This window comes from Gordonia sp. YY1, assembly GCF_009872315.1.
In the GTDB taxonomy this organism is placed as follows: domain Bacteria; phylum Actinomycetota; class Actinomycetes; order Mycobacteriales; family Mycobacteriaceae; genus Gordonia; species Gordonia amicalis.
Window position 1 is genome coordinate 1 of sequence record NZ_WXYI01000001.1, and the last position, 20,390, is coordinate 20,390.

14 protein-coding genes and 3 pseudogenes are annotated in these 20,390 nt (G+C 68.3%); 6 read left to right on the forward strand and 11 right to left on the reverse strand.

Going from position 1 to position 20,390, the window contains the following annotated elements; translation table 11 throughout:
* The 3 genes from BPODLACK_RS00005 to mshA all read right to left on the reverse strand — a co-directional run.
* The coding region (locus BPODLACK_RS00005; RefSeq protein ID WP_159404436.1) for an AMP-binding protein at positions 1–1,076 on the reverse strand (1,076 nt) is incomplete at its 3' end.
* 265 nt (positions 1,077–1,341) lie between these two features.
* Entirely contained in the window at positions 1,342–1,950 is a 609-nt protein-coding gene (locus tag BPODLACK_RS00010; protein WP_159404437.1) for a YbjN domain-containing protein, read from the reverse strand.
* A 40-nt stretch (positions 1,951–1,990) separates the two neighbouring features.
* Positions 1,991–3,355, reverse strand: coding sequence for a D-inositol-3-phosphate glycosyltransferase (gene mshA / locus BPODLACK_RS00015; protein ID WP_159404438.1), 1,365 nt, complete (start codon positions 3,353–3,355; stop codon positions 1,991–1,993).
* Positions 3,356–3,504: 149 nt separating this feature from the next.
* On the opposite strand from mshA, the gene BPODLACK_RS00020 reads away from it, so the two are divergent.
* The 3 genes from BPODLACK_RS00020 to BPODLACK_RS00030 are packed head-to-tail and all read left to right on the forward strand — an operon-like array spanning position 3,505 to position 6,124.
* Positions 3,505–4,449 (forward strand): metal ABC transporter solute-binding protein, Zn/Mn family, encoded by a 945-nt coding sequence (locus tag BPODLACK_RS00020; protein WP_159404439.1) that lies wholly within the window; start codon positions 3,505–3,507, stop codon positions 4,447–4,449.
* A gap of 5 nt (positions 4,450–4,454) precedes the next feature.
* On the forward strand, positions 4,455–5,258 hold the full coding sequence (locus tag BPODLACK_RS00025; protein WP_159404440.1) for a metal ABC transporter ATP-binding protein: 804 nt from the start codon (positions 4,455–4,457) through the stop codon (positions 5,256–5,258).
* A complete protein-coding gene (locus BPODLACK_RS00030) occupies positions 5,255–6,124 on the forward strand; it encodes a metal ABC transporter permease (protein ID WP_006435650.1) in 870 nt (289 codons plus the stop codon). The genes BPODLACK_RS00025 and BPODLACK_RS00030 overlap by 4 nt, the downstream gene beginning before the upstream one ends.
* A 12-nt stretch (positions 6,125–6,136) precedes the next feature.
* Here the strand turns inward: BPODLACK_RS00030 and BPODLACK_RS00035 are convergent, their stop codons facing one another.
* Positions 6,137–6,679 carry a DUF2599 domain-containing protein gene (locus tag BPODLACK_RS00035; RefSeq protein ID WP_006435651.1) on the reverse strand — a complete coding sequence of 181 codons (543 nt, stop codon included), beginning with the start codon at positions 6,677–6,679 and terminating at the stop codon, positions 6,137–6,139.
* 72 nt (positions 6,680–6,751) lie between these two features.
* On the opposite strand from BPODLACK_RS00035, the pseudogene BPODLACK_RS00040 reads away from it, so the two are divergent.
* Positions 6,752–7,841 (forward strand): annotated as a pseudogene (locus BPODLACK_RS00040) (beta-mannosidase).
* 6 nt (positions 7,842–7,847) lie between these two features.
* Here BPODLACK_RS00040 and BPODLACK_RS00045 read toward each other — a convergent pair.
* From BPODLACK_RS00045 to BPODLACK_RS00060, 4 genes and pseudogenes are all read right to left on the reverse strand, one after another.
* Positions 7,848–9,508, reverse strand: a pseudogene (locus tag BPODLACK_RS00045) (ABC transporter).
* Positions 9,505–11,085, reverse strand: a pseudogene (locus BPODLACK_RS00050) (glycosyltransferase). The pseudogenes BPODLACK_RS00045 and BPODLACK_RS00050 overlap by 4 nt, the downstream one beginning before the upstream one ends.
* Positions 11,082–12,614, reverse strand: a complete 1,533-nt coding sequence (locus tag BPODLACK_RS00055) for a hypothetical protein (RefSeq protein ID WP_159404441.1) — start codon at positions 12,612–12,614, stop codon at positions 11,082–11,084. Before BPODLACK_RS00055 ends, BPODLACK_RS00050 begins: the two are co-directional and overlap by 4 nt.
* 6 nt (positions 12,615–12,620) lie before the next feature.
* Positions 12,621–14,531, reverse strand: coding sequence for a hypothetical protein (locus BPODLACK_RS00060; RefSeq protein WP_159404442.1), 1,911 nt, complete (start codon positions 14,529–14,531; stop codon positions 12,621–12,623).
* A 239-nt stretch (positions 14,532–14,770) separates the two neighbouring features.
* Between BPODLACK_RS00060 and BPODLACK_RS00065 the strand changes: the two genes are divergently transcribed.
* The gene (locus BPODLACK_RS00065) at positions 14,771–15,574 is read left to right on the forward strand and encodes an alpha/beta fold hydrolase (RefSeq protein WP_159404443.1); all 804 of its coding nucleotides are present in this window, start codon (positions 14,771–14,773) and stop codon (positions 15,572–15,574) included.
* A 16-nt stretch (positions 15,575–15,590) separates the two neighbouring features.
* Here the strand turns inward: BPODLACK_RS00065 and BPODLACK_RS00070 are convergent, their stop codons facing one another.
* Positions 15,591–17,144: a carboxylesterase/lipase family protein gene (locus BPODLACK_RS00070; protein WP_024500062.1), complete on the reverse strand. Its 1,554-nt coding sequence runs from the start codon at positions 17,142–17,144 to the stop codon at positions 15,591–15,593.
* Positions 17,145–17,208: 64 nt separating this feature from the next.
* Here BPODLACK_RS00070 and BPODLACK_RS00075 point away from each other — a divergent pair, with 64 nt between their 5' ends.
* Positions 17,209–18,003 carry a LamB/YcsF family protein gene (locus BPODLACK_RS00075; RefSeq protein WP_159404444.1) on the forward strand — a complete coding sequence of 265 codons (795 nt, stop codon included), beginning with the start codon at positions 17,209–17,211 and terminating at the stop codon, positions 18,001–18,003.
* A 13-nt stretch (positions 18,004–18,016) separates the two neighbouring features.
* Here the strand turns inward: BPODLACK_RS00075 and rlmB are convergent, their stop codons facing one another.
* Together rlmB and cysS are read right to left on the reverse strand one after the other, a co-directional pair.
* Positions 18,017–18,967, reverse strand: a complete 951-nt coding sequence (gene rlmB / locus BPODLACK_RS00080) for a 23S rRNA (guanosine(2251)-2'-O)-methyltransferase RlmB (RefSeq protein WP_006435661.1) — start codon at positions 18,965–18,967, stop codon at positions 18,017–18,019.
* Complete coding sequence (gene cysS, locus BPODLACK_RS00085) at positions 18,967–20,358, reverse strand: cysteine--tRNA ligase (RefSeq protein WP_159404445.1); 1,392 nt, start codon at positions 20,356–20,358, stop codon at positions 18,967–18,969. Before cysS ends, rlmB begins: the two co-directional genes overlap by 1 nt.
* Between the last annotated feature and the right edge of the window lie 32 nt (positions 20,359–20,390).

Here is a 20,390-nt window from a genome sequence, read left to right on the forward strand (position 1 = left end):
ACCGGCCACCCCGTCGAGGACAACGGCGGATCCTCACGACCCAGCGTCGCCTGGGTGTCGAACGGGATGATGTGGGAGACCGGCGAGAGCTCGCTCATGCCGTAGCCCTGCAGCATGTGCAGGTCCAGACGCTTGGCCACCGCCTGACCGAGCTCGTCATCCAGCGGCGCCGCCCCCGACATCATCGTGTGCAACGACGACAGGTCGTAGTCGTCCACGATCGGATGCTTGGCCAACGCGACCGCCACCGGCGGCGCGATGTAGGCCATCGTCACCTTGTGATTCTGGATGTTCTCCAAGAACTCCACCAGATCAAAGCGCGGCATCACCACCAGAGACGCGCGCGCGGCCAGCGCCGCATTCAGCAACACCGTCATGCCGTAGATGTGGAAGAACGGCAACACCGCGATCACCACATCGTCGGCGGTCATCCCCTGCAACGGCTTCAACTGGGCGACATTGGCCACCAGATTCCGGTGCGAGAGCGCCACCCCCTTCGGATTACCCGTCGTTCCCGAGCTGTAGGGCAGCACCGCCACATGGGTGGCCGGATCGAAGGACACCTCCGGAGCCGGCAGATTCGCGCCCAACAGGTCGATCGCATTCGGATGACCCGACGCGTCCTGCCCCTCACCGTCGAGGACGATCAGGTTCGCCTCCGCCAGACCCACCTCGTCGGCGGCCGCCTTGGCCTGCTCGAACATCGGTGAGATCGTCACCAGCATCTTCGCACCCGAATCCCGCAACTGCTTGGCGATCTCAGGTGCGGTGAACAGCGCATTGATCGTCGTCGCCGTGCCACCGGCGCGCAGGATGCCGTGGAACACCGTCGCAAACGCCGGAATGTTCGGCGACAGGATGCCCACCACGTCCCCGACCCCGATCCCCCGCGACGCGAGCGCCCCGGCCGCGGCCTCGATCTGCCCGACGAGCTGACCGTAGGAGGTCGTCGTACCCGACTTCGAGTCCACCAGGGCGGTACGCGCAAGATCCTCATCGGCGATCGACCCGAACAGGTAATCGAAGACACTCATGTCCGGGATCTCGACATCGGGGAACGGACTCGTGAAGCTCATGGCACCTCCAGTGGTGGGTGGGTTTCGCCTGCGCATCGTATCAACACTCATTGATACGATGTGACCTGGACCTCTTCGTGGACCAGTCTTCCCGAATCGCCTCCGCGGCGTCGAGTATTTCGGGACGAGTCGCGCGGCCGAGAGTTCCCGGGGCGGCAGCCCGGAAACCGCCCCTGAGATCCGCCCTCCCCAGGAAGCGATCGACGATATGTCGACGCCGCTACAGAGGGCGGTTTTCGGGGGCGGTTTTCAGTGGGAGGATTCCTCAGGCGCCGGAGTCCTCCTGGTCGCTGGAGGTCTGAGCCCCCTCGACCACGGATTCTCCTGGGACATAACGCCCTTCGAGCGGCGCGCCGGCCTCGGGCAGCGCCTCCTTGTCGATGAGGTGCTCGAAAGCCAGGAGGTTGCGCAGGGATTCGCCACGCGAGACGCGCCACGCCCATTCGCGCTGGATCGAGGTGAGGAACCCGAGTTCGAGCAGGGTGTTGAAGTCACCGTCGGCCGCCTCGAGCACCTGCCCGAGGACTCGGTCGAGTTCGTCCGAGCCGAGCGCGTCGGCCGAGATCCGGCCGACCAGGTAGATGTCCCCGGTGTTGTCGATGGTGTAGGCGACGCCGTACAGCCGACGGTTGCGCTTGAGCAGGTATCGGTAGACGCCGGCGTGGTTCTCGTCGGGCCGGCGACACACGAAGGCCTCGACCCTGACCCCGTGCTCACTGGCGGTGAGCAGCACCGTCGTCTTGAGCTTCTGCTCACCCGGCAGTTCCAGGATGACGTGGTCGACGTCGGCGCCACCACCGCTCTTCCGCGAGTAGGCGATCTCGTTCTCGGTCAGTGTCTTTTCGAGCAGGTCGACGACCTCGGTGCGACTCACGACATCCTCTCAGCTGGTGAACGGGGTTCGGCGAGACCGTTCAGACGGTCACCCGGTTACGACGCCGACGCCAGCGCCGGCGTACTCGTGCGGGCCCACCCGGGCCTTGCGCCGCCTGTTCGGCCTCTGCGTGGGCGGCATCCGACCGGGCGGCGAACGAGTGCATCGCGTGGCGGTAGCTCTCGATCAGCTGATCAACCGTGTGCTCCCAGGAGAACTTCTCGGCGTGCCGACGGGCGTTGCGGCCGAGTTCGGCCATCCGATCGGTTTGCGCGAGAAGCTTTTCCAGCGCATTCGTCCAGTCACCGACCGCGTGACCGTTGACCAGCACGCCGGTGCGGCCGTCGTCGACGGCGACGCCGAGGCCTCCGACGTTGGCGGCGATGACGGGCGTCCCACAGGCCTGCGCCTCGATGGCCACAAGCCCGAAACTCTCGGAATGGCTCGGCACCGCGACCACATCCGACGCGCGGTACACCTGGACCAGACGGTCCGACGGCTGTGGGGGGAGGAAGGTGACGGACTCGGAGATCCCGAGTTCGGCGACCTGATCCATCAGCGCGGTCGGCCGCTGAAGCCCGGAACCCGAAGGCCCGCCGACGATCAGGAGCCGCAGCTGTCGTCCGGACGCGGACGCGTCCTTGATCAGGGGCGCGATCGCCGAGACCAGTAGGTCGGGTGCCTTGAGCGGCTGGATTCGACCCACGAAGGTCACGATCGTCTCGTCGGGGTCGAGACCGAGGATCGATCTGGCCTCCGCCGACGATCCGGGGGTATAGCACTCGAGGTCGGCGCCCGGCGTCACCACGTCGATGCGGTCGGCGTCGGCGTCGTACATCGAGAGAAGTTCCACCGCTTCGGTTTCGGTGTTCGCGACCAGCCGATCGGCCTCGCCGACCACCTGCTGCTCGCCGATGACCCGCAGCTGCGGTTCGGCGGTGTCGCCCTCGGCCAGTGCGGCGTTCTTCACGGCGGCCAGGGTGTGGGCGGTGTGCACCAGCGGCACACCCCATCGGTCGCGCGCGAGCCAGCCGACCTGTCCCGACAGCCAGTAATGCGAGTGGATCACGTCGTAGTGGCCGGGCGCCTGCGCCGCCTCGGCCCGCAACACCCCCGCGGTGAAGGCACACAACTGAGCGGGGAGGTCGCGTTTGTCGAGGCCCTCGAACGGTCCGGCGACCACGTTACGGACGGTCACGCCCGGAGCGGCCGCGACCGAGTGCGCATCGGACGACGACGTCGCCCGGGTGAAGATCTCGACCTCGATACCGCGCCGCGCCAGCCGGATCGCGGTCTGCCACACGTAGACGTTCATCCCACCCGCGTCACCGGTGCCCGGCTGCGCCAACGGCGAGGTGTGCACGGAGATCAGCGCGACACGCCGCGGCAACGGGCTGGAGGTCATGGCCTCCACCTTAGAGAAATGGCGTCGACGGTGACGCGCGCCCTCCGCTTCCACCAGCGCTCACCCGAGCAGTCCCGCGGCTTCGCGTCCGGCCCGACGATCCCCTACACTGTTTTCGGTAACGATTGTCATTTGCGAAAAAGGGTGTCATGAGGAAATCGCTTCTGGCCGCGGCCGGAGTTCTGTCCGCCGCCGCGCTGGTGCTCACCGGTTGCTCGAGCGACTCCGGGAACGGAGACGGCACCCCGACCGTGGTGACGTCGACCAACGTCTGGGGCTCGGTCGCCTCCGCGGTCGCCGGCGACAAGGCCACCGTCACCGCCCTGTACACCAGCACCGATGGCGATCCCCATGAGTTCGAGCCGTCCGCCGCCGACACCGCGACGGTCGCCGACGCCGACATCCTCGTGATGAACGGCGGTCACTACGACGCCTACATGGAGCAGGCCGCGAAGTCCTCGGACGCGACCGTCGTCGATGCATTCGAACTCGCCGGCAGCGACGAGCACGATGCCGGCGACCACACCGACCATGGCGACGCAGGTCACGACCACGGCACCGAGAACGAGCACGTCTTCTACGACCTGCCGGTGGTCGCGGAGGTCGCCGGCAAGATCGCCGATGCGCTGTCCGAGCAGGACCCGGAGAACGCCGGGACCTACCGTGCGAACGCCGAGACCTTCACCTCCGGCATCGACGGTCTGCGGACCGAGCTCGCCGGCATCCGCAAGGCGCACGACGGCACGAAGGTCGCCCAGACGGAGCCGCTCGCGGGTTACCTGCTCACCGAGGCCGGCCTGGCCGACGCGGCTCCCGCCGGGTTCACCCAGGCCGTCGAGGAGGGTCAGTCGCCGTCCGCCGCGGACCGCGCCGCCATGCAGGATCTCCTTGCATCCCGCGGCGTCGCCGTCCTGATCTACAACGTCCAGGCCATCGACCCGGTAACCCAGGCGATGCTCGACGTCGCGAAATCCTCGAAGGTGCCGGTTGTCGAGTTCACCGAGACCCTCCCGGACGGCGTCACCGACTACCTCGCCTGGCAGCGCGCACAGATCGACGCGCTCGCGGCAGCCCTCGACACCGAGAAGAGGTGACCGCGATGACGGTGGGCACCGACCCGGTGGTGACGTTCTCGGGTGCGCGACTCGGCTTCGGCAACCGCGTGCTCTGGGACGACCTCGACCTGACGATCCGCCCGGGTGAGTTCGTCGCCGTGCTCGGTCCCAACGGCTCCGGCAAGACGTCCTTACTTCGTGTCCTGCTGCGTCAGTACCCTCTCGACAGCGGCGCCGTCGCGACCACCGGCGCGATCGGCTACATCCCGCAGCAACACGCCGATGACGCCGACCCCATGGCGATCCGCGGCCGGGACCTGGTCGGTTTCGGCGTCGACGGCAGCCGGTGGGGTCTCGGCCTGCGCGGCCGGTCGCGCAGGCGCGAACTCGTCGACCGGGCGCTCGCCGCGGTGGATTCGCTCCCCTACGCCGACGCACCGCTCGGCGTCCTCTCCGGCGGCGAACAGCAGCGACTGCGCGTGGCCCAGGCCGTCGTCAGCGATCCCGCCCTCCTCTTGTGCGACGAGCCGCTGGCGAGCCTGGATCCCACCAATCAGCAGGTCGTGGTCGACCTCATCGACCAGCGTCGACGTCAGGCCGGGACCGCGGTCGTGTTCGTCACGCATGAGATCAACCCGATCCTCCCCTACGTCGATCGTGTGCTCTACCTGGTCGGCGGGCGGTTCCGCATCGGCACCCCCGACGAGGTGATGACCACCGAGACGCTCAGCGAGCTGTACGGCAGCGACGTCGAGGTGCTCCGGGTCAATGGTCGACTCATCGTGATCGGCGGCGAGGACGCACACCACTGCGTCGACATCGCCGACGCCGGAAGCCAGTCCGCATGAGCGTGACCTCGCTGGCCGTCGAACGTCGGTTCAGCGACCTCTGGGACTTCTCCGAAACCGTGAACCTGCTCGGCTACGACTTCATGCAGCAGGCGCTGCTCGCGATGATGTTGCTCGGACTGCTCGGCGGGCTGCTGGGACCGCTGATCGTGGCGCGGCAGATGTCGTTCGCGGTCCACGGCTGCAGCGAGTTGTCCGTGACGGGTGCGGCGGCCGCTCTGCTGATCGGCTTCAGTGTCAATCTCGGTGGTGTCATCGGTGCGGTGATCGCGGCCGCGGTATTCGGGTTCCTCGGCAACAAGGCCCGCGAACGCGACTCCGTGATCGGTGTCGTGATGGCGTTCGGCCTCGGAATCGGTGTCCTGTTCCTCGCCCTCTACGGCCGCATCGGTACCGGTTTCGCGCTGCTGACCGGACAGGTCGTCAGCGTCGGGATCGACGGTCTCGTGGCGATCGCGATCACCACCGCCGTGGTCGTCGCGGTGCTGGCGGTGATCTATCGACCGCTCCTGTTCGCATCCACCGATCCGCGGGTCGCGCAGGCGCATGGCGTGCCCGTCCGGACGCTGTCCGTCGTCTTCGCGGTCATCATGGGACTCGCGGCGGCCCAGGGTGTCCAGATCATCGGCGCGCTGCTGGTGATGTCGCTGCTGATCACCCCGGGTGCGGCGGCGGCGCGGGTGACCGCGAATCCGGCTCGGGCTCTGGTGCTGTCGGTCGTCTTCGCCGAGATCGCCGCGGTCGGCGGGTTGCTGATGTCACTCGCGCCGAAACTCCCGGTCTCGGTGTTCGTCACGATCATCTCGTTCGTGATCTACGTCGTGTGCCGCTTCATCGGCTCACGCCGCGTGCACGCCACGCGCTAGTACTCCTGGGCGTCAGTACTCCTCGGCGAACCCCGGATTGCAGCGGGCGCCGATCATGTCCTCTTCGGTGACGACGGGGCGTCCCGGTTCGAGGTTCCAGCTCGGTTTCTCGGGTTCGACGATCCGCGCGAAGCGCCAGTGGCACTCGAACTGCGCCTGCATGCCGGGGGTGTCGGCGCCGGCGTCGAGTCCGACGACCTCCCGCCACGCCGCGGCCATGGCCGTGGGGTCCTGCGTGTACCGCCCGGAAGTGGTCGGGAACACCGAGAGGCTGGGACCGACCTCGGTGTCGGTCCATTCGACGCGTTCGATGAAGGGTGCCCGGTAGACCACCGTCGGAGTGGTCGGCGAGTCGCTCGCCCCGTGGGTCGTCGTGGCCGCCCCCGCCGTGACACCGCTGGGCGTGACACTGCCCGGCGTCGTACTGCTCGGGGTGGCGCTGATCGGGGCACCGGTACCGGCGGGTTCGGTCGAACCACATCCGCCGAGGACGATCGCGACGCCGACACCACCGGCGCAGGCAGAAGCGAAGATCCGCGCCCTCGTTTGTGCCATCGACGTACTCCTCATGACGCCACCCTAGGCGACGAGTAGCCTGCAGCTGTGAGACACCGGCGCACGATGCGGATGCTCGCCGCCGCCCTCGTCGTCGTGCTCGGCGGACTGATCTGCATGACCGGCTGCGCCCTCACCCCGCTGGCCGGTCCACCGGAGTCCACCCAATCCCACCGAGTCCGCGCCACGCCCACCGGCCTCACCCTCGACGGGAAGCCGTGGTGGCCCGTCGGTTTCAACGCCTACCAGCTCGGCACGGACTGGTCGGTCAACACCGGTTGTGGCGCGGAGGTCGATCTCGACGACTATTTCGCGCAACTGCCGCCGCGCGCGCTCACCCGTTTCAACCTGTATTCGTCCTTTGTCGTCGACAAGCGCAGTGGGCTTATGGATTTCGGACCGCTCGACCGGGTCTTCGCGGCCGCTCCCGTCATCGGCAGCTGGTGTTGCCGGTGCTCACGGGCGGATCGGGAGACTGCGGGGACGGCCGGTTCAAGGACCGTGGCTTCTATGTGAACGGCTGGCGCACCCAGAAGTCGCGAAGTCACCAGACCTATGCCGAGTGGGTGCAGACGGCCGTGACCCGGTGGCATGACGAACCGTCGATCATCGGCCGGGAACTGGTCGGCGAACCGGAGGCCAGCAGCTGCGGCACCGCCTGCGACTGGCGGAACCGGGTGTGCCCCGACGACGCCACCGCGGTGCTGCGAGGCTTCTTCGATCAGGCCGGTGCGCACCTCCGTTCCTTCGACGACGCACGACCGATCTTCTCCGGACTGGTGGGTGGCGACCAGTGCGGAATCGCCGGGAACGCCTATGCGGAGGTCGCCGGGTCGAGCGGGATCGATGTCCTCGACTTCCACGACTACAGCTCCGGCACGCACTCCGGACCGCGCGGCAGCAATCTGCCCACACGCATCACCCAGTCGCGTCAGCTCGGAAAACCACTGGTGGTCAACGAGATCGGCGTCGAAGCCGGATCGTGCCTGCCGCTGTCCACCCGGGCGCGGCAGCTCGACGCCATCATCACCCGCCAGCGCGACGCCGGAACCGCGGGCGCACTGCTGTGGTCGTATGTACCCGACCCCGCACCTCGGAATGCACCTACGACATCGGCCCACACGATCCCGCGTGGAAGGTCGTCCGCGACCATGCGCGCTGATCGTCGTCATCTCATGATCTGATAGACACGCCAATCCGGCAGGTCCGCACCGTCGTTGCGCGCCTCGAGGACGAGCGCCCCGATCTGGGCACCGTTCTCGTACATGGTCGGATAACGCTGGTTGATCGCATCGGCCACACCTCGACCCTCGACCGGAGCGGTGAGGAAGTACCTGACACCGAGGTCCGCGGGAGCGTTGAGCCGTTGGGCGAAGTCCCGGTCCGACGGGATGACGAACTGTCGCGGCCGCTCGGACTGCACGACCACCGCGAATCCGTAGACGGTGTCACACAGGACCGAACCGTCCGGTAGGGCAAGCCCGTCGAGGTACTCGGCCAGTGCACGTTCGGTGGAGAACGAACGGACCACCCGTTGCTCGTACGAGGTGTTTCTGCTGAACCGACTGCGGTTGCGGGTTCACCACCGATCCCAGCGCGAACTCCTGCGGGGCGTACTTCGGTGACGTCATCCCCATCGCGGTCACGGGCAGCGCCGACGCCATCACCACGATGGCCACCGTGCACGCGATCGTGTACCCCCCACCGCGATGCGTAGGGCCGCACAGGCGCCGGGTCCGCGTGGGCGCCCGCGCGACGCATCGGGATCGGCCGGCGCAGCGGTACCGACATCAACGCCACGATGGCGGCCAGGAGGATCACCGTCATGTAGAACCGCAGGAAGCCGAAGGTCGAACCCCGCGCGTAGCCGAAGACCTGGAAGGCCAGTACCGCCACGATCATGAGCCCCGGCAACAGGGGTGACAGCCGGTGGCGCCGCGCACGCACGCCGATCAGCCCCACGACGAGGATCGGCAACAGCGGCGCGAGAATGGCCAACTCGGTGATGGAGAACCAGATGGCTTCGCTCGTCGTCGACGATCCGCTGCCGCCGGATTGCGCGATGATGGCGGCGTTGCCGTACTCGGAGGTGAACTGTGCGAACGCGTTCCCGGTGATCAGCCAGCCGGTCGCCGCCCAGGCGAGGAAGGCCAGCGCGCTCGGGGCGACGACGAGGGTGATGTCGACGAGGCTTCGCGACAGACGTTTTCGCCCGTCGCGGCGGCGGTAGGTGACCCATCCGACGACGCATCCGGCGGCCAGCGCGGCCGCCCCGCCGTCGTAGCGGGTGAGGTAGGACAGTGCGAGCGCGATTCCCGCGACGACAAGCTCGTGTACGTCATCGGTGGAGACCCAGCGGATCAGGCGGCGCGACGCCCAGGCGAGAAAGAACAGGTACGGCGCCTCGCTCATCCCGTTGGCGCCGTACAGCACGACCATCGGATTCGCTGCGTAACAGATCGTGAAGACCGCGGCGACAACCGGATCGAGACCCCGATCGCGAGCGATACCCGAGACCTGGACGACCGAACCGGCCATGAACATCGACGACATGATCACCGCCGACAGCGCGTGGGTGGTCATCTCCGGCCACCACGGGCTCAACGCGACGAGGGGCAGTTGCACCACCGCGGTCAGCGGGGTGAAGACGAAGCCGATGGCCGACAGACGCGGTGTCCGGCTGAACAACACGCTCTGCGCCGACTGGACCCTGGACAACGCGTCACCGAAGAAGAGATGCACCTCGGTCGCCAGGTACACCCCGACGACCAGATACGGCAACCAGGCGGCCAGGAAGATCAGGACCCCGACCCGAAGCCGCCGGTTCACGTGGCGCCTCCGGGCTCTTCCCCACTCGTGCCGTGTGCGCCCTGCTCACCGGGATCGTCCGCCGCGGATTCCTGATGGCTGGTCGACAGGCCGTGGAAGGTCTTCTCCCAGTACGACGGATTGACCAGGATCTGCCACATGCCCTTGATGGCCGCGACGCTCATCATCAGCCAGTACAGCGGGATCAGCAACGCCGAGAACAGCAGTTCGCTCCGGTCGTCCTCCCGGATCGCGATCAGGTTCATGTATATCGCCGCACCGTTGCCCAGCAGCATCGAGACGAGCGCGAGGTAGTAGATGGGTCCCGGGAAGAGGTCGACGACGATCAGCGGCTGCCCCGCGATCCACAGCGCGAGGATCAGCCAGAACACCATGTTGACGCACGCGATCACCGGCGTGCCCGCGATGAGCAGCGTGAAGCGGACGAACGCAACGGGTCCGAGGATGTGCCACAGCTTGACCGGGTGACGCATGTGCACGAGCCAGGTCTGCATGCAGCCCTTGTACCAACGGGATCGCTGGCGCACCCAGTTGATGGCGTCGACGTTGGCCTCTTCCAGCGTGATCGAGTCCAGCACGACCGTGCGGTAACCGTGGTCGGCGATCCGCACCCGAGGTCGGCGTCCTCGGTGACGTTGAAGGGCTCCCACGCCCCGATCCGGTCGAGCACATCGCGTTTGAAGTGATTCGACGTGCCGCCCAACGGAATCGGCGCCCGACTCACCATCATCCCGGGCAGCAGGAAGCCGAACCAGATCCCGTAGTCCGCGGTGAACCACTCGGTGAGCATGTTGTCGCGGACGTTGTGGAAGCTGAGCTTGCCCTGGACGCACACGACCGACTCGTCGTCGGAGTTGTTCAGCACGTAGACCGCACGACGCAGTTGCAGGGGATCGGGTTTGTCCTCGGCGTCGAAGATGGTGACGATGTCACCGGTCGCGAAGTGCATGCCGAAATTGCACGCCTTGGGTTTGGTTCGCGGTTGTGCCGGCGGTGTGAGGACCACGGTGACAAGGCCATTCGCCTCGACCCCGCGTGCGGCTTCGATCGTCGGCTCGTCGTCCTCCTCGAGCAGCAGGAGGACCTGGAGCTTCTCGCGGGGGTACTCGATGGTCTCCATGGCGGCGACGAGGTCGCCGACCACTTCGGGCTCACCGTATGCGGGGACGAGGACCGTGTAGCGGGGAAGTTCCTCGTCGGGGATCGACCGGGCCTGCTCGTCGCTGACCCGGATTGCCCCGTTCACCGGTCCCCGCCGGAAGATCACCAGCCGATCGGCGAGAGTGACGACGTAGGCGACGGTCGCCGTCGACACCAGCGCCGCGCAGGTGCCCACCGGGAAGAAGACCATCAGCACGGCGATGACGCCGAGCAGCGTGAACCCGATGATCTTCTGAATCCGGTTGAACGCCACCGATGCCGACATGTCCGCATCGGCCTCGCGCAACCGGTCGACGGCGTCGCGGAGCGCTTCCGCACGGTAGTCCTCGTCGGCGAGCAGTTCGGCGACCGGCCGCCGGGGCCGCGTGCTGCGCGCCACCCCCCGGCGCGTCGGCGTCGCGTTCGTCGATGGTCACGGCTCGGCCCTCGCGACCTCGACGAGTTGTGACCGCACCAGCCCGCCGGCGAGCCCCACCAGGAGATCGCGATCCTTGTACTGCGGGTCGGTGTCGAGGAGAACCGCGTTGCCGCGCAACAGGATCGTCATGAGCGAGGTGAGGTTTTCCAGGAGGGTGATCCGCGGTTCCGGGAAGTACGCCGCCGGCTCGTGATCGTCGACGGCCCAGATCATCACCTGTTGCGTGCGGCGCCCGTTGTTCCACCACCACGAGACCACCGTGTACGTCAGGTATCTCGCATCGTCGACCACGCTCCACATTTTTCCGCGAACCCCGAACGGCAACGCCACGTCGACGGGTTCGTTCGAGCGTTCGTCGGACAGGTCGTAGCGGAAGATGTCGGGATACACCTCGAGCGCGAGCGGTCGCCGGCTGTCGACGCTGTCGACGACGACGCGGCGGGGTCGGGCGAATTTGTCGAATGCCCGTGTCCCCCGGCTCTGGACGAGCACCTGGCGGGTGAGGACCGCACCGGGACCGTACAGGCGGGACACCCAGCCGTAGACGCGAACCGATTCCTGACGCCAGCCCGGTGGGATGTTGAGCTGCCCGCCGATCTCGAGCTGCGGGTATGTGTTGCTCTGCCAGGTACTGCCCACCGGCGGGGTGGGGATGAATGCCAGCAGGATGGCCGCGAGGACCACCACCAGCACGGGCCGCCCGACGAAGCCGACCGTCGGATCCTTGACCTCCCCTCGCACCGGCGGTGACCATCTCCGCCCGCCGCGTCGCCGGTAACTGACCAGCATGATCCCGGAGGTCGCGACGGCCGCGATCAGAGCCGGTCCGGGGACGAGCACATTGCGCGGCGCCTCGAGGGCGTTGAGCACCAGCAGTGCGAGAAGGCCCACCGCACCGGCGATGAGCGCCGCGACCGCCTTGCGCCGCCAGGTACGTCCCACCGCGACGACCGTGGCGGCGACGGCCATCAGCACGAGGGCGAATCCGGCGGCCATCGAGGTGCCGCCAAGCGCCAGCACCAACCCCCGCACCGGGATGGGGAAGATGAGCAGGAACACCAGCCAGGCCCACTTGTAGCGGGAGACCGGCCGCAGACCGAACAGCAGGATCGACGCTCCGAGCACGAACATCCACAGCGCCAGCAGATCCATGTGCGACGTCAGATAGGCCCGCCCGTAGCGCGGCGTGACGAGAAGTTTGCCCGTCACCGCCAGGACGATCACCACGATCCCGACGATCACGTCGGTCTGCCGGTCGTGGATGGGTGGCTCGTCGAAGTCGCGCCACGAGACCCCGACGACGGCGATCAGGCTCAGGACCACCAGCACCGGCACGTACAGGATGAGTGTCTGGGCCCGCAGTTCGTCGATCACCGCCGCGATGGTGTTCCAGAAGCCCAGCACCGTGCACGCCACCAGCAGCACCCACCGGAACGCGATGACCCGCCACGGGTGACCGCCGAACAGCGGCGTCTCGGGACGGGAGAGTGTCGCCATGGCGACGACCCGTGAGGCGGTCACGGCCATGCGCGCTCAGCCCCCGGAAGAGGTCCGCCGCCGGCGCCGCAGCAGGAAGGTCGCCAGTGCTGCCACCGCCACGACACCCACCGCGGCGACCGCGACGATCACCCACGAGGTCCCGGCCGACGACTCGGATCGATCCGGTGCCACTGCGTCGGCGACCACGACGACCGGTTGCTGGCCGGCCACCTGCAGGACGGCGTCGCCCGCGAGCGACGGCCACCGGTCGGGGTCGGCGTCCAGCCAGGTCAGTAAGGCATCGAGGTCGGCCGCGGTCCCGGTTGACGTCGCCAGCAGGACCGACCGTCCGTCCTGCCGCGCGACCTGCAGCGAGCCGAAACGTACGGCCGGGTTGAGGACGACGTTCGAGCGTTCGCCGTCGGCCCCCAGCACCGAGAGCGTGCCCCCGGTCGCCTCGACGGGCAGCGGCAACTCGGGTACCCCCTGCCCGTCGACGGCGACGATCACTATCGGACCGTTCGAGGACATGGCGTCGGCGACCGGCATGACGTCGATGCCGAGTCGGACCGCCGACAGCCGTTGCAGTCCGGTCATCAGCACCACTGCGCGGCGGACGTCGTCGACGCCGCCGTCGGTCCAGGCCAGCGCTGTACGGGGCATGAGTGCCTGCGGGAGGGAGGCGAAGCCGGGCGGCTGCGGCGGGTCGGCGCTCTCGGATCGGACCTCACCGGTCGACGCGAGGCTGAGTGAAGTCCGTGTCCCGGTGCCGCATCCCTCGCCGACGTCGGGATGGTTGTAGGTCACCGTGACCTCGGTGAACCGCGCCAGGAGATCCGGCGGGATGTCGACCCACGTGTTGTACCTGCCGGACGGGTCCGCGGGCACGGAGGCGATCACCCGCGGCCCGACGGTCACCGCGATCTGACCGCCGAGCGGGGTGTAGGTGCCCGACAACTGGACTCGGACGTCCTCGGAAGGTCGTCCCAGTCTCGCCTGGTCGATCCCGAAGGAGATCGACGGCCATCCCGCGGCGGCGGTGACCAGTTGATCGCCGACACCCAGGTCGGCCAGCGTGTTGACCGCCGGCGCGAGTTGCGGTGCGGCAAACGGAGCTCCGGCCACGGCGGCCGAACTGATCGCGATGCTCGACAGTTCCGAGGTGAGGAACTGCACCTGTGTCGCCAGCTCCTCGGGGTTGCCGCCGATTCGCAACACCGGCCATCCTGCTCCCGGTCCGAGGCTCAGGCCGGCCGGCGCATCGATACTGATGACGACCTGCCGTTCGAGCGGGCCGACGGCAGCGGTCGGCCTGGTCTCGTTCCGGGGCAGCGACGCGGTCCGGATGTCGACGGCCGCCGAACCGTAGTTCGCGACCACCGCGGTCGCGAGTTGCACGGCCGCGGCGCCTTCCGCGGGTTTCACATCCTCGGGGACGTAGATGGTCAGGGCGCGCAGGATCGGGGGTAGGAATCCGGCGACTCTCGCCGGTGTCGCCTCGCGTCCGCCGTAGGCCACGACCGCGTTGACGATCCGGAATCGGTTGTCGGCGTCGAAGTCACAGGAACCGGCCGTGCGCAGGTAGGTGCGCAGGACGATGTCGGCGGAATTCCGGTCGAGGCGCACGCCTCGAAGGGGCAGGGCGATCGGCGAATTCACCGCCGGGTCGATCGGCGTCCGCGAGATGAGTCGATCACCTTGCAGCACATCGACATTCCCGCCGGTGACGAACGACGGGAACTGGGCGGTCCCGCGGATCTCGGTGGGGGTGAGGTTCGGCGGCACGGCGAGCGAGAGGCTGACCTCTCCCTGTTGTCCTGGAAAAGCGATCGTCGACGACGAGCCGAGATATCGAAGACTCAACGGCGGTGGCGGGTCACCGGGCGCGGCGGCCGCAGGTGGCGCAGAGAGGGCCCCCACCAAGGCGCTACCCGCGATCAGCAGGCCCGCCAACCCGACGCCCACCGCATGTTTCCAGCGACTTACGCAGGACACGTGCAACTCTCACTTCTCCTCACGTGACCCCAACCACTCACATCACACCACCCCTGAGTACAGAAGCTAACGCAGGGAGTCCGTTTCGATACCTTTTCGCCCGATCTGAGCACCGATGTCGTTGCGAGTCGCGAACGTTCCACGGGGCCGCACCGATGTCTGCGACGATGGCCTCAAAGCACCCGAGAACACCCGACCCGAGGGCCAGCATGCGCCCAGTTCACGTCGGCGACGAGATCGACGGCGGCGTGTATGTGGATGTCGCCGGGACGACGCTGTGGCACTTCATCGAAGGCAACCCTCAGGGCGCCCCAACCGTGCTCCTGCACGGCATCTTCGCCTCGGCGGCGTCCTGGGGCGCGCAGGTCCCCGATTTCCTCGATGCCGGGCTGTTGCTGTTCATGCCCGAACGGCCCGGTCACGGGCACAGTCCCGACACCGACAGCGATTTCACCTGTGCGTCCATCGCCGCACGCACGATCGCCTATCTCGAAACGGTCGTCGGACGTCCGGCGAATCTCGTCGGCTGGGGCGACAGTGCGGCCGTCGCACTCGTCATCGCGCGGGACCGTCCCGATCTGGTGAACCGCGTGGTGGCCGTCGGCGGTTACCTCAATCCCGGTGGTCGCCGGATCGACCGATTCGTCGAACTGGTGATGGACCGCAATCCGGTGACTGTCGAGTACCTGCGTACCCACCACGACGAGATATCCCCCGATGGTCCCGAGCACTTCACCGTCGTCTACGACAAGACGATCCGGATGCTCGCCTCCGAACCCGACTATGCGGTGGCCGATTTCGCCGACGTACCGGCATCGGTGCTGCTGGTGGTCGCCGATCGTGGGCTGGTACGCATGGAGCACGCGCTGGAGATCGTCCGAACGCTGCCGCACGCTCGGCTCGCGGTGCTGCCGGGGACCCACATCCTCCCGGTGGAGGCACCCGAAACGTTCAACCCACTGGTGCTGTCGTTCCTCGCGGCCGATCCGCCCACCGAGTGGCTAACGGAGTGACCGGTCGCGTCGGCGGTCAGGCCTGCGATGGTGCGTGCACCCGGTTCCAGGCCTGGCGCCGCAGGGTGTCGGGATCGGTGACGACGCGGTCCGGGTCGTTGATGACCAGGACCTTCCGCTCGGCGGTCGTGTAGGCCGGCCAGCCGAGACCGGGGTCGCCGGTGCGGGCGAAAGCAGCCCAGCGGCCCTGCACGCTGTCGGTGACACGACGCGTGCCCGGCCAGTCCGCGATCGCGAGTCCCGCGCCCATCGGCGCGCGGTAGGCACCGAACACGGTGAACAGTTCCGTCGCGTGGGTCGCGCCGAAGCCCGTCGCGTCCAGGACCTTGGTCCGATAGTCATAGCGGTACACGTAGGTCGGCGCGACCTTGCTGTGCCCGTCGGCGAAGGCACTCATCGGCGCCCAGAAGATCGAGTCACCGGCCAGGCGGATCCGATCGCGGTCGCCGTTGGAGTAGTGGGCGGCGATCTCGCGGCGGACCTCCTCGTCCTCCACCCGCATCAGCATGCGTTCGGAATCGGGCAGGACGTTCCAGAGTTTCGCGAAGAGTCTCCCCTCGTCCTTGTTGCTGCCGATCACCAGCGGCACCGGCAGCGTCAGGCCGTCGGCGGCCGCAGCGAGCGGCGAGCGCGGCAGCAGATCACCGTCGACGACGGGCGCGAACGGGATGGACCCGCCCGAGGACTTGGTCGCGAACCGCATGAGACGATTGCCCGCTTCGAGCAGCAATGCGGGATTGGGGGTGGTGAGAAGGCGTTGCGCCTCGGCCGGGTCGAGGGGGTCCTCGGTCCGCTCCATCGAGGTGTTCCGACGTTGCGGATCGCGGAGGATCCGGACGAACTCGTCGGCGTAGACGGTCGCGGCGTCCTGCTCGACCACGAGTTCCGGGGCGGGACTCTGCGCGATGGCGTGATGGAACAGGCCGGTGGCCTCCGGAGCGGACAGCAGGGCGAGCACCGACGACCCACCGGCGCTCTCGCCGAAGACGGTCACGTTGTCGGGGTCACCGCCGAACGCGGCGATGTTGTCCTGCACCCATCGCAGCGCGGCGATCTGGTCGCGCAGACCCGCGTTGGTGTCGAACGGCCGGTCGTCAGTGGCGAACTGCGAGAGATCGAGGAAACCGAAGGGACCGAAACGGTATTGGATCGTCACGACGACGACGTCCTGGGCACGGGCCAGGAAGGCGCCGTCGTAGAGCGGGGTCGCGGCGGTGCCGAGGATGAAGGCGCCGCCGTGGATGAAGACCATCACCGGCCGCGGCCTCGACGACGCGACGTCGGGTGAGAAGACGTTGAGCGTGAGGCAGTCCTCGGCCATCGGCGCGAACTTCCCCGGCGCGACGGCGGTGAACCGCTTCTCCTGGATGGCGGCCTTGGCGAGTTTGGTGCAGTCACGCACGCCGGGCCAGTCGTGGGCCGGTTCGGGTGCGCAAAACCGGCGGTGGGCCACCGGGGGCGCGGCGAACGGAATGCCTCGCCAGCTGATCGTGCCGCGGCGCAGCCGCCTTCCCCGTGCGCCACCGACGACGCCGTTGACCGTGGTGACCTTGGTGTCGAGCAGTGCCATACCCCCACCGTAGACGAATCGCCTGTTACGTCTGCTCAACCGGCGCAGATCTAGAATGTGGCCCATGACCGCCGACAAGGCCCGCTCCGACAAGGCCACCGTCGAACCGGCACGCGCTCGCATCGATCTCAACGCCGACCTCGGCGAGGGAGTCGGCGACGACGAGACGATGCTGACCATCGTGACCAGCGCCAACATCGCGTGCGGTTTCCACGCGGGAACTCCCGCAGACCTGCTGGCGACGTGCCGGGCGGCCGTGGCCGCCGGTGTCCGCATCGGCGCGCAGGTCTCCTATCCCGACCGCGCCGGCTTCGGCCGCCGGTTCATGGAGATGTCGACGCCGGACCTGATCGCCGATCTCGTCTATCAGATCGGCGCGCTCGACGCCCTCGCCCGATCCGTCGGCGGGTCGGTGACCTACGTGAAACCCCATGGCGCGCTGTACAACACGGTCGTCCACCACGAGCAACAGGCCGACGCGGTGGTCGCTGCGGTGCGCGACGTGAACCCGGGTCTGGCGATGATGGGGCTACCGAACTCGGAGATTCTGGCCCGTGCCGAACGCGCCGGGCTGCGGGTCATCACCGAGGCCTTCGCCGACCGCGCCTACACCCCCACGGGGACACTCGTTCCGCGCACCGAGCGTGGGGCCGTCCTCTCCGACAGCGCGGAGATCGCACGGCGGGTCGTCGAGATGACCACCACCGGACGCCTGACGGCGATCGACGGCACGGTGGTCGCGGTCGACGCCGATTCGATCTGTCTGCACGGCGACACCCAGGGCGCGGTCGGCCACGCCCGTGCGGTTCGCGAAGCACTCGCGCAGGCCGGTGTCGAGGTCGGTCTCACCCGGTCGTGAACCGGCGCGCGGACTACCGCCGGCGCTGGCGTGCGAATTCGGCGAGCACGACGCCCGCCGCGACCGACGCGTTGAGGCTCTCGACCTCCCCGGCCATGGGGATCGACAGGATCGAGTCGCAGCTCTCGCGCACGAGGCGCGACAGGCCCTTGCCCTCCGATCCCACGACGATCACCGTCGGACCGGTGCCGTCGTAGTCGTCGAGGGTCACGTCGCCGCCGGCGTCCAGACCCACGAGCTGGGCCCCGGAGTCGGCCCAGTCCTTGAGCGTCCGGGTGAGGTTGGTGGCACGCGCGACCGGGAGTCGTGCGGCGGCACCGGCGCTGGTCCGCCAGGCCACCGCGGTCACGCTCGCGCTGCGTCGCGCCGGGATCACCACGCCGTGCCCGCCGAAGGCGGCCACCGAGCGGATCACCGCACCCAGGTTGCGCGGGTCGGTGATGTTGTCGAGCGCCACCAGCAGCGGCGGGGTGCCGCTGGCCTTGGCGTCGGCCATCAGATCGTCCGGATGGGTGTACTCGTACTCCGGCACCTGCAGGGCGATGCCCTGATGCATTCCGTTGGTGGACAACCGGTCCAGCTCCGGCTTGCCGACCTCGAGGATGGAGATCGCCTGATCGCCGGCGATCTTGACCGCCTCGGCGACACGCTCGTCCGGTTCGGAGTTGGTGGCGATGTAGAGCGCCGTCGCGGGCACGCCCGCACGCAGGCACTCGACGACGGGGTTGCGGCCGAGCACGTACTCGGGACCCTCGTCCTTCCCGCGCACGCCGCCCCGGCCGGTGCCCGACTTCGCCGCGGCCTTCGCCCGCTTGTGAGCGGGGTGGTACGGGCGGTCGACCGCCTTCGGGGTGGCGCCCCGGGCCTCGAGACCGCGTCGCCGCTGGCCGCCGGACCCGACGACCTGCCCCTTCTTGGTGCCCGACTTGCGGATCGCACCCTTACGCTTGGAATTTCCTGCCATCACGCCTCACCCTTCAATGCCCACTGTGCACCATCAGGGGTGTCGGTCACCTCGATGCCGGCCTCGGCCAGACGATCCCGGACCGCATCCGCGGTCGCCCAGTCCTTGGCGGAACGCGCGTCGGCGCGCCGTTGCAGTTCGGCGCGCACCAGCACGTCCAGTGCAGAGGTGGCGGCCGAGTCGTCGGCCGCACCGGCCCACTGATCGTCGAGCGGGTCGACGCCGAGGATCCCCATCATGCCCCGCACCGACGATGCGGCGGCCAGCGCGGCCGCCCCGTCACCCGATTCGAGTGCGGTGTTGCCCTGACGGACGACGTTGTGCACGACCGCGAGAGCCGCCGGGACGCCGAGATCGTCGTCGAGCGCGTCACCGAAATCGGGGTCGATGTCGCCGACGACCACATCGCCCACGCGGGCGGCGACACGTTCGACGAAGGACTCCACCCGCCGGTAACCGGCGGCCGCCTCGGTGAGCGCACCCGGCGAGTACTCCAGCATCGACCGGTAGTGCGCACTGCCGAGGTAGTACCGCAGTTCGACGGCACGGACGCGCTGCAGCATCGCGGGGATCGACACCACGTTGCCCAGCGACTTGCTCATCTTCTCGCCACCCATGGTGACCCAGCCGTTGTGCAGCCAGTACCGCGCGAACGGGTCTCCGGCACCGTGCGCCTGGGCGATCTCGTTCTCGTGGTGCGGGAACACCAGATCCATTCCGCCGCAGTGGATGTCGAACTCGGCCCCCAGCAGGCTGGTGGCCATCGCCGAGCACTCCAGATGCCAGCCGGGGCGTCCGGGACCCCAGGGGGTCGGCCACGACGGCTCATCGGGCTTGGCCGCCTTCCACAGCGTGAAGTCGCGGTGATCGCGCTTGCCGGTGCCCGCGCTCTCGCCCTGGTGCACGTCGTCGAGCTTGTGCCCGGACAGTGCACCGTAGTCGGGGAGGCTTCGGACGTCGAAGTAGACGTTGCCGTCGGCGACGTAGGCGTGGCCACGCTCGATCAGGCGCTGCATGTACTCGACCATCTGGGTCACGAACCCGGTCGCCCGCGGTTCTGCCGACGGCGGCAGGACGCCGAGCGCGCGGTAGGCGTCGTCGAAGGCGCGCTCGTGCGTGGCGGCCCACTCCCACCAGGGACGGCCCGCGTCGGCGGCCTTGCGGAGGATCTTGTCGTCGATGTCGGTGACGTTGCGGACGAACAGCACGTCGAGGCCCTGGTGGCTCAACCAGCGGCGCAGGATGTCGAAGGCGATACCGCTGCGGACGTGGCCGATATGGGGAACACCCTGCACCGTCGCGCCGCACAGGTACACCGATGCCTGGCCTGGGCGCAGCGGCACGAAGTCGCGCACCTCTCGGGAGCTGGTGTCATAAAGGCGCAGGGTCACGACCGGCCATCCTACCGGACCACGGACGGGCC

Bases quoted from the DNA above. Each gene is read 5' to 3' on its own strand.
- mshA (WP_159404438.1), bottom strand. From the start codon at position 3,355: ATGACCTCCAGCCCGTTGCCGCGGCGTGTCGCGCTGATCTCCGTGCAC.
- BPODLACK_RS00020 (WP_159404439.1), top strand. From the start codon at position 3,505: ATGAGGAAATCGCTTCTGGCCGCGGCCGGAGTTCTGTCCGCCGCCGCG.
- BPODLACK_RS00025 (WP_159404440.1), top strand. From the start codon at position 4,455: ATGACGGTGGGCACCGACCCGGTGGTGACGTTCTCGGGTGCGCGACTC.
- BPODLACK_RS00030 (WP_006435650.1), top strand. From the start codon at position 5,255: ATGAGCGTGACCTCGCTGGCCGTCGAACGTCGGTTCAGCGACCTCTGG.
- BPODLACK_RS00035 (WP_006435651.1), bottom strand. From the start codon at position 6,679: ATGGCACAAACGAGGGCGCGGATCTTCGCTTCTGCCTGCGCCGGTGGT.
- BPODLACK_RS00055 (WP_159404441.1), bottom strand. From the start codon at position 12,614: ATGGCCGTGACCGCCTCACGGGTCGTCGCCATGGCGACACTCTCCCGT.
- BPODLACK_RS00065 (WP_159404443.1), top strand. From the start codon at position 14,771: ATGCGCCCAGTTCACGTCGGCGACGAGATCGACGGCGGCGTGTATGTG.
- BPODLACK_RS00070 (WP_024500062.1), bottom strand. From the start codon at position 17,144: ATGGCACTGCTCGACACCAAGGTCACCACGGTCAACGGCGTCGTCGGT.
- BPODLACK_RS00075 (WP_159404444.1), top strand. From the start codon at position 17,209: ATGACCGCCGACAAGGCCCGCTCCGACAAGGCCACCGTCGAACCGGCA.
- rlmB (WP_006435661.1), bottom strand. From the start codon at position 18,967: ATGGCAGGAAATTCCAAGCGTAAGGGTGCGATCCGCAAGTCGGGCACC.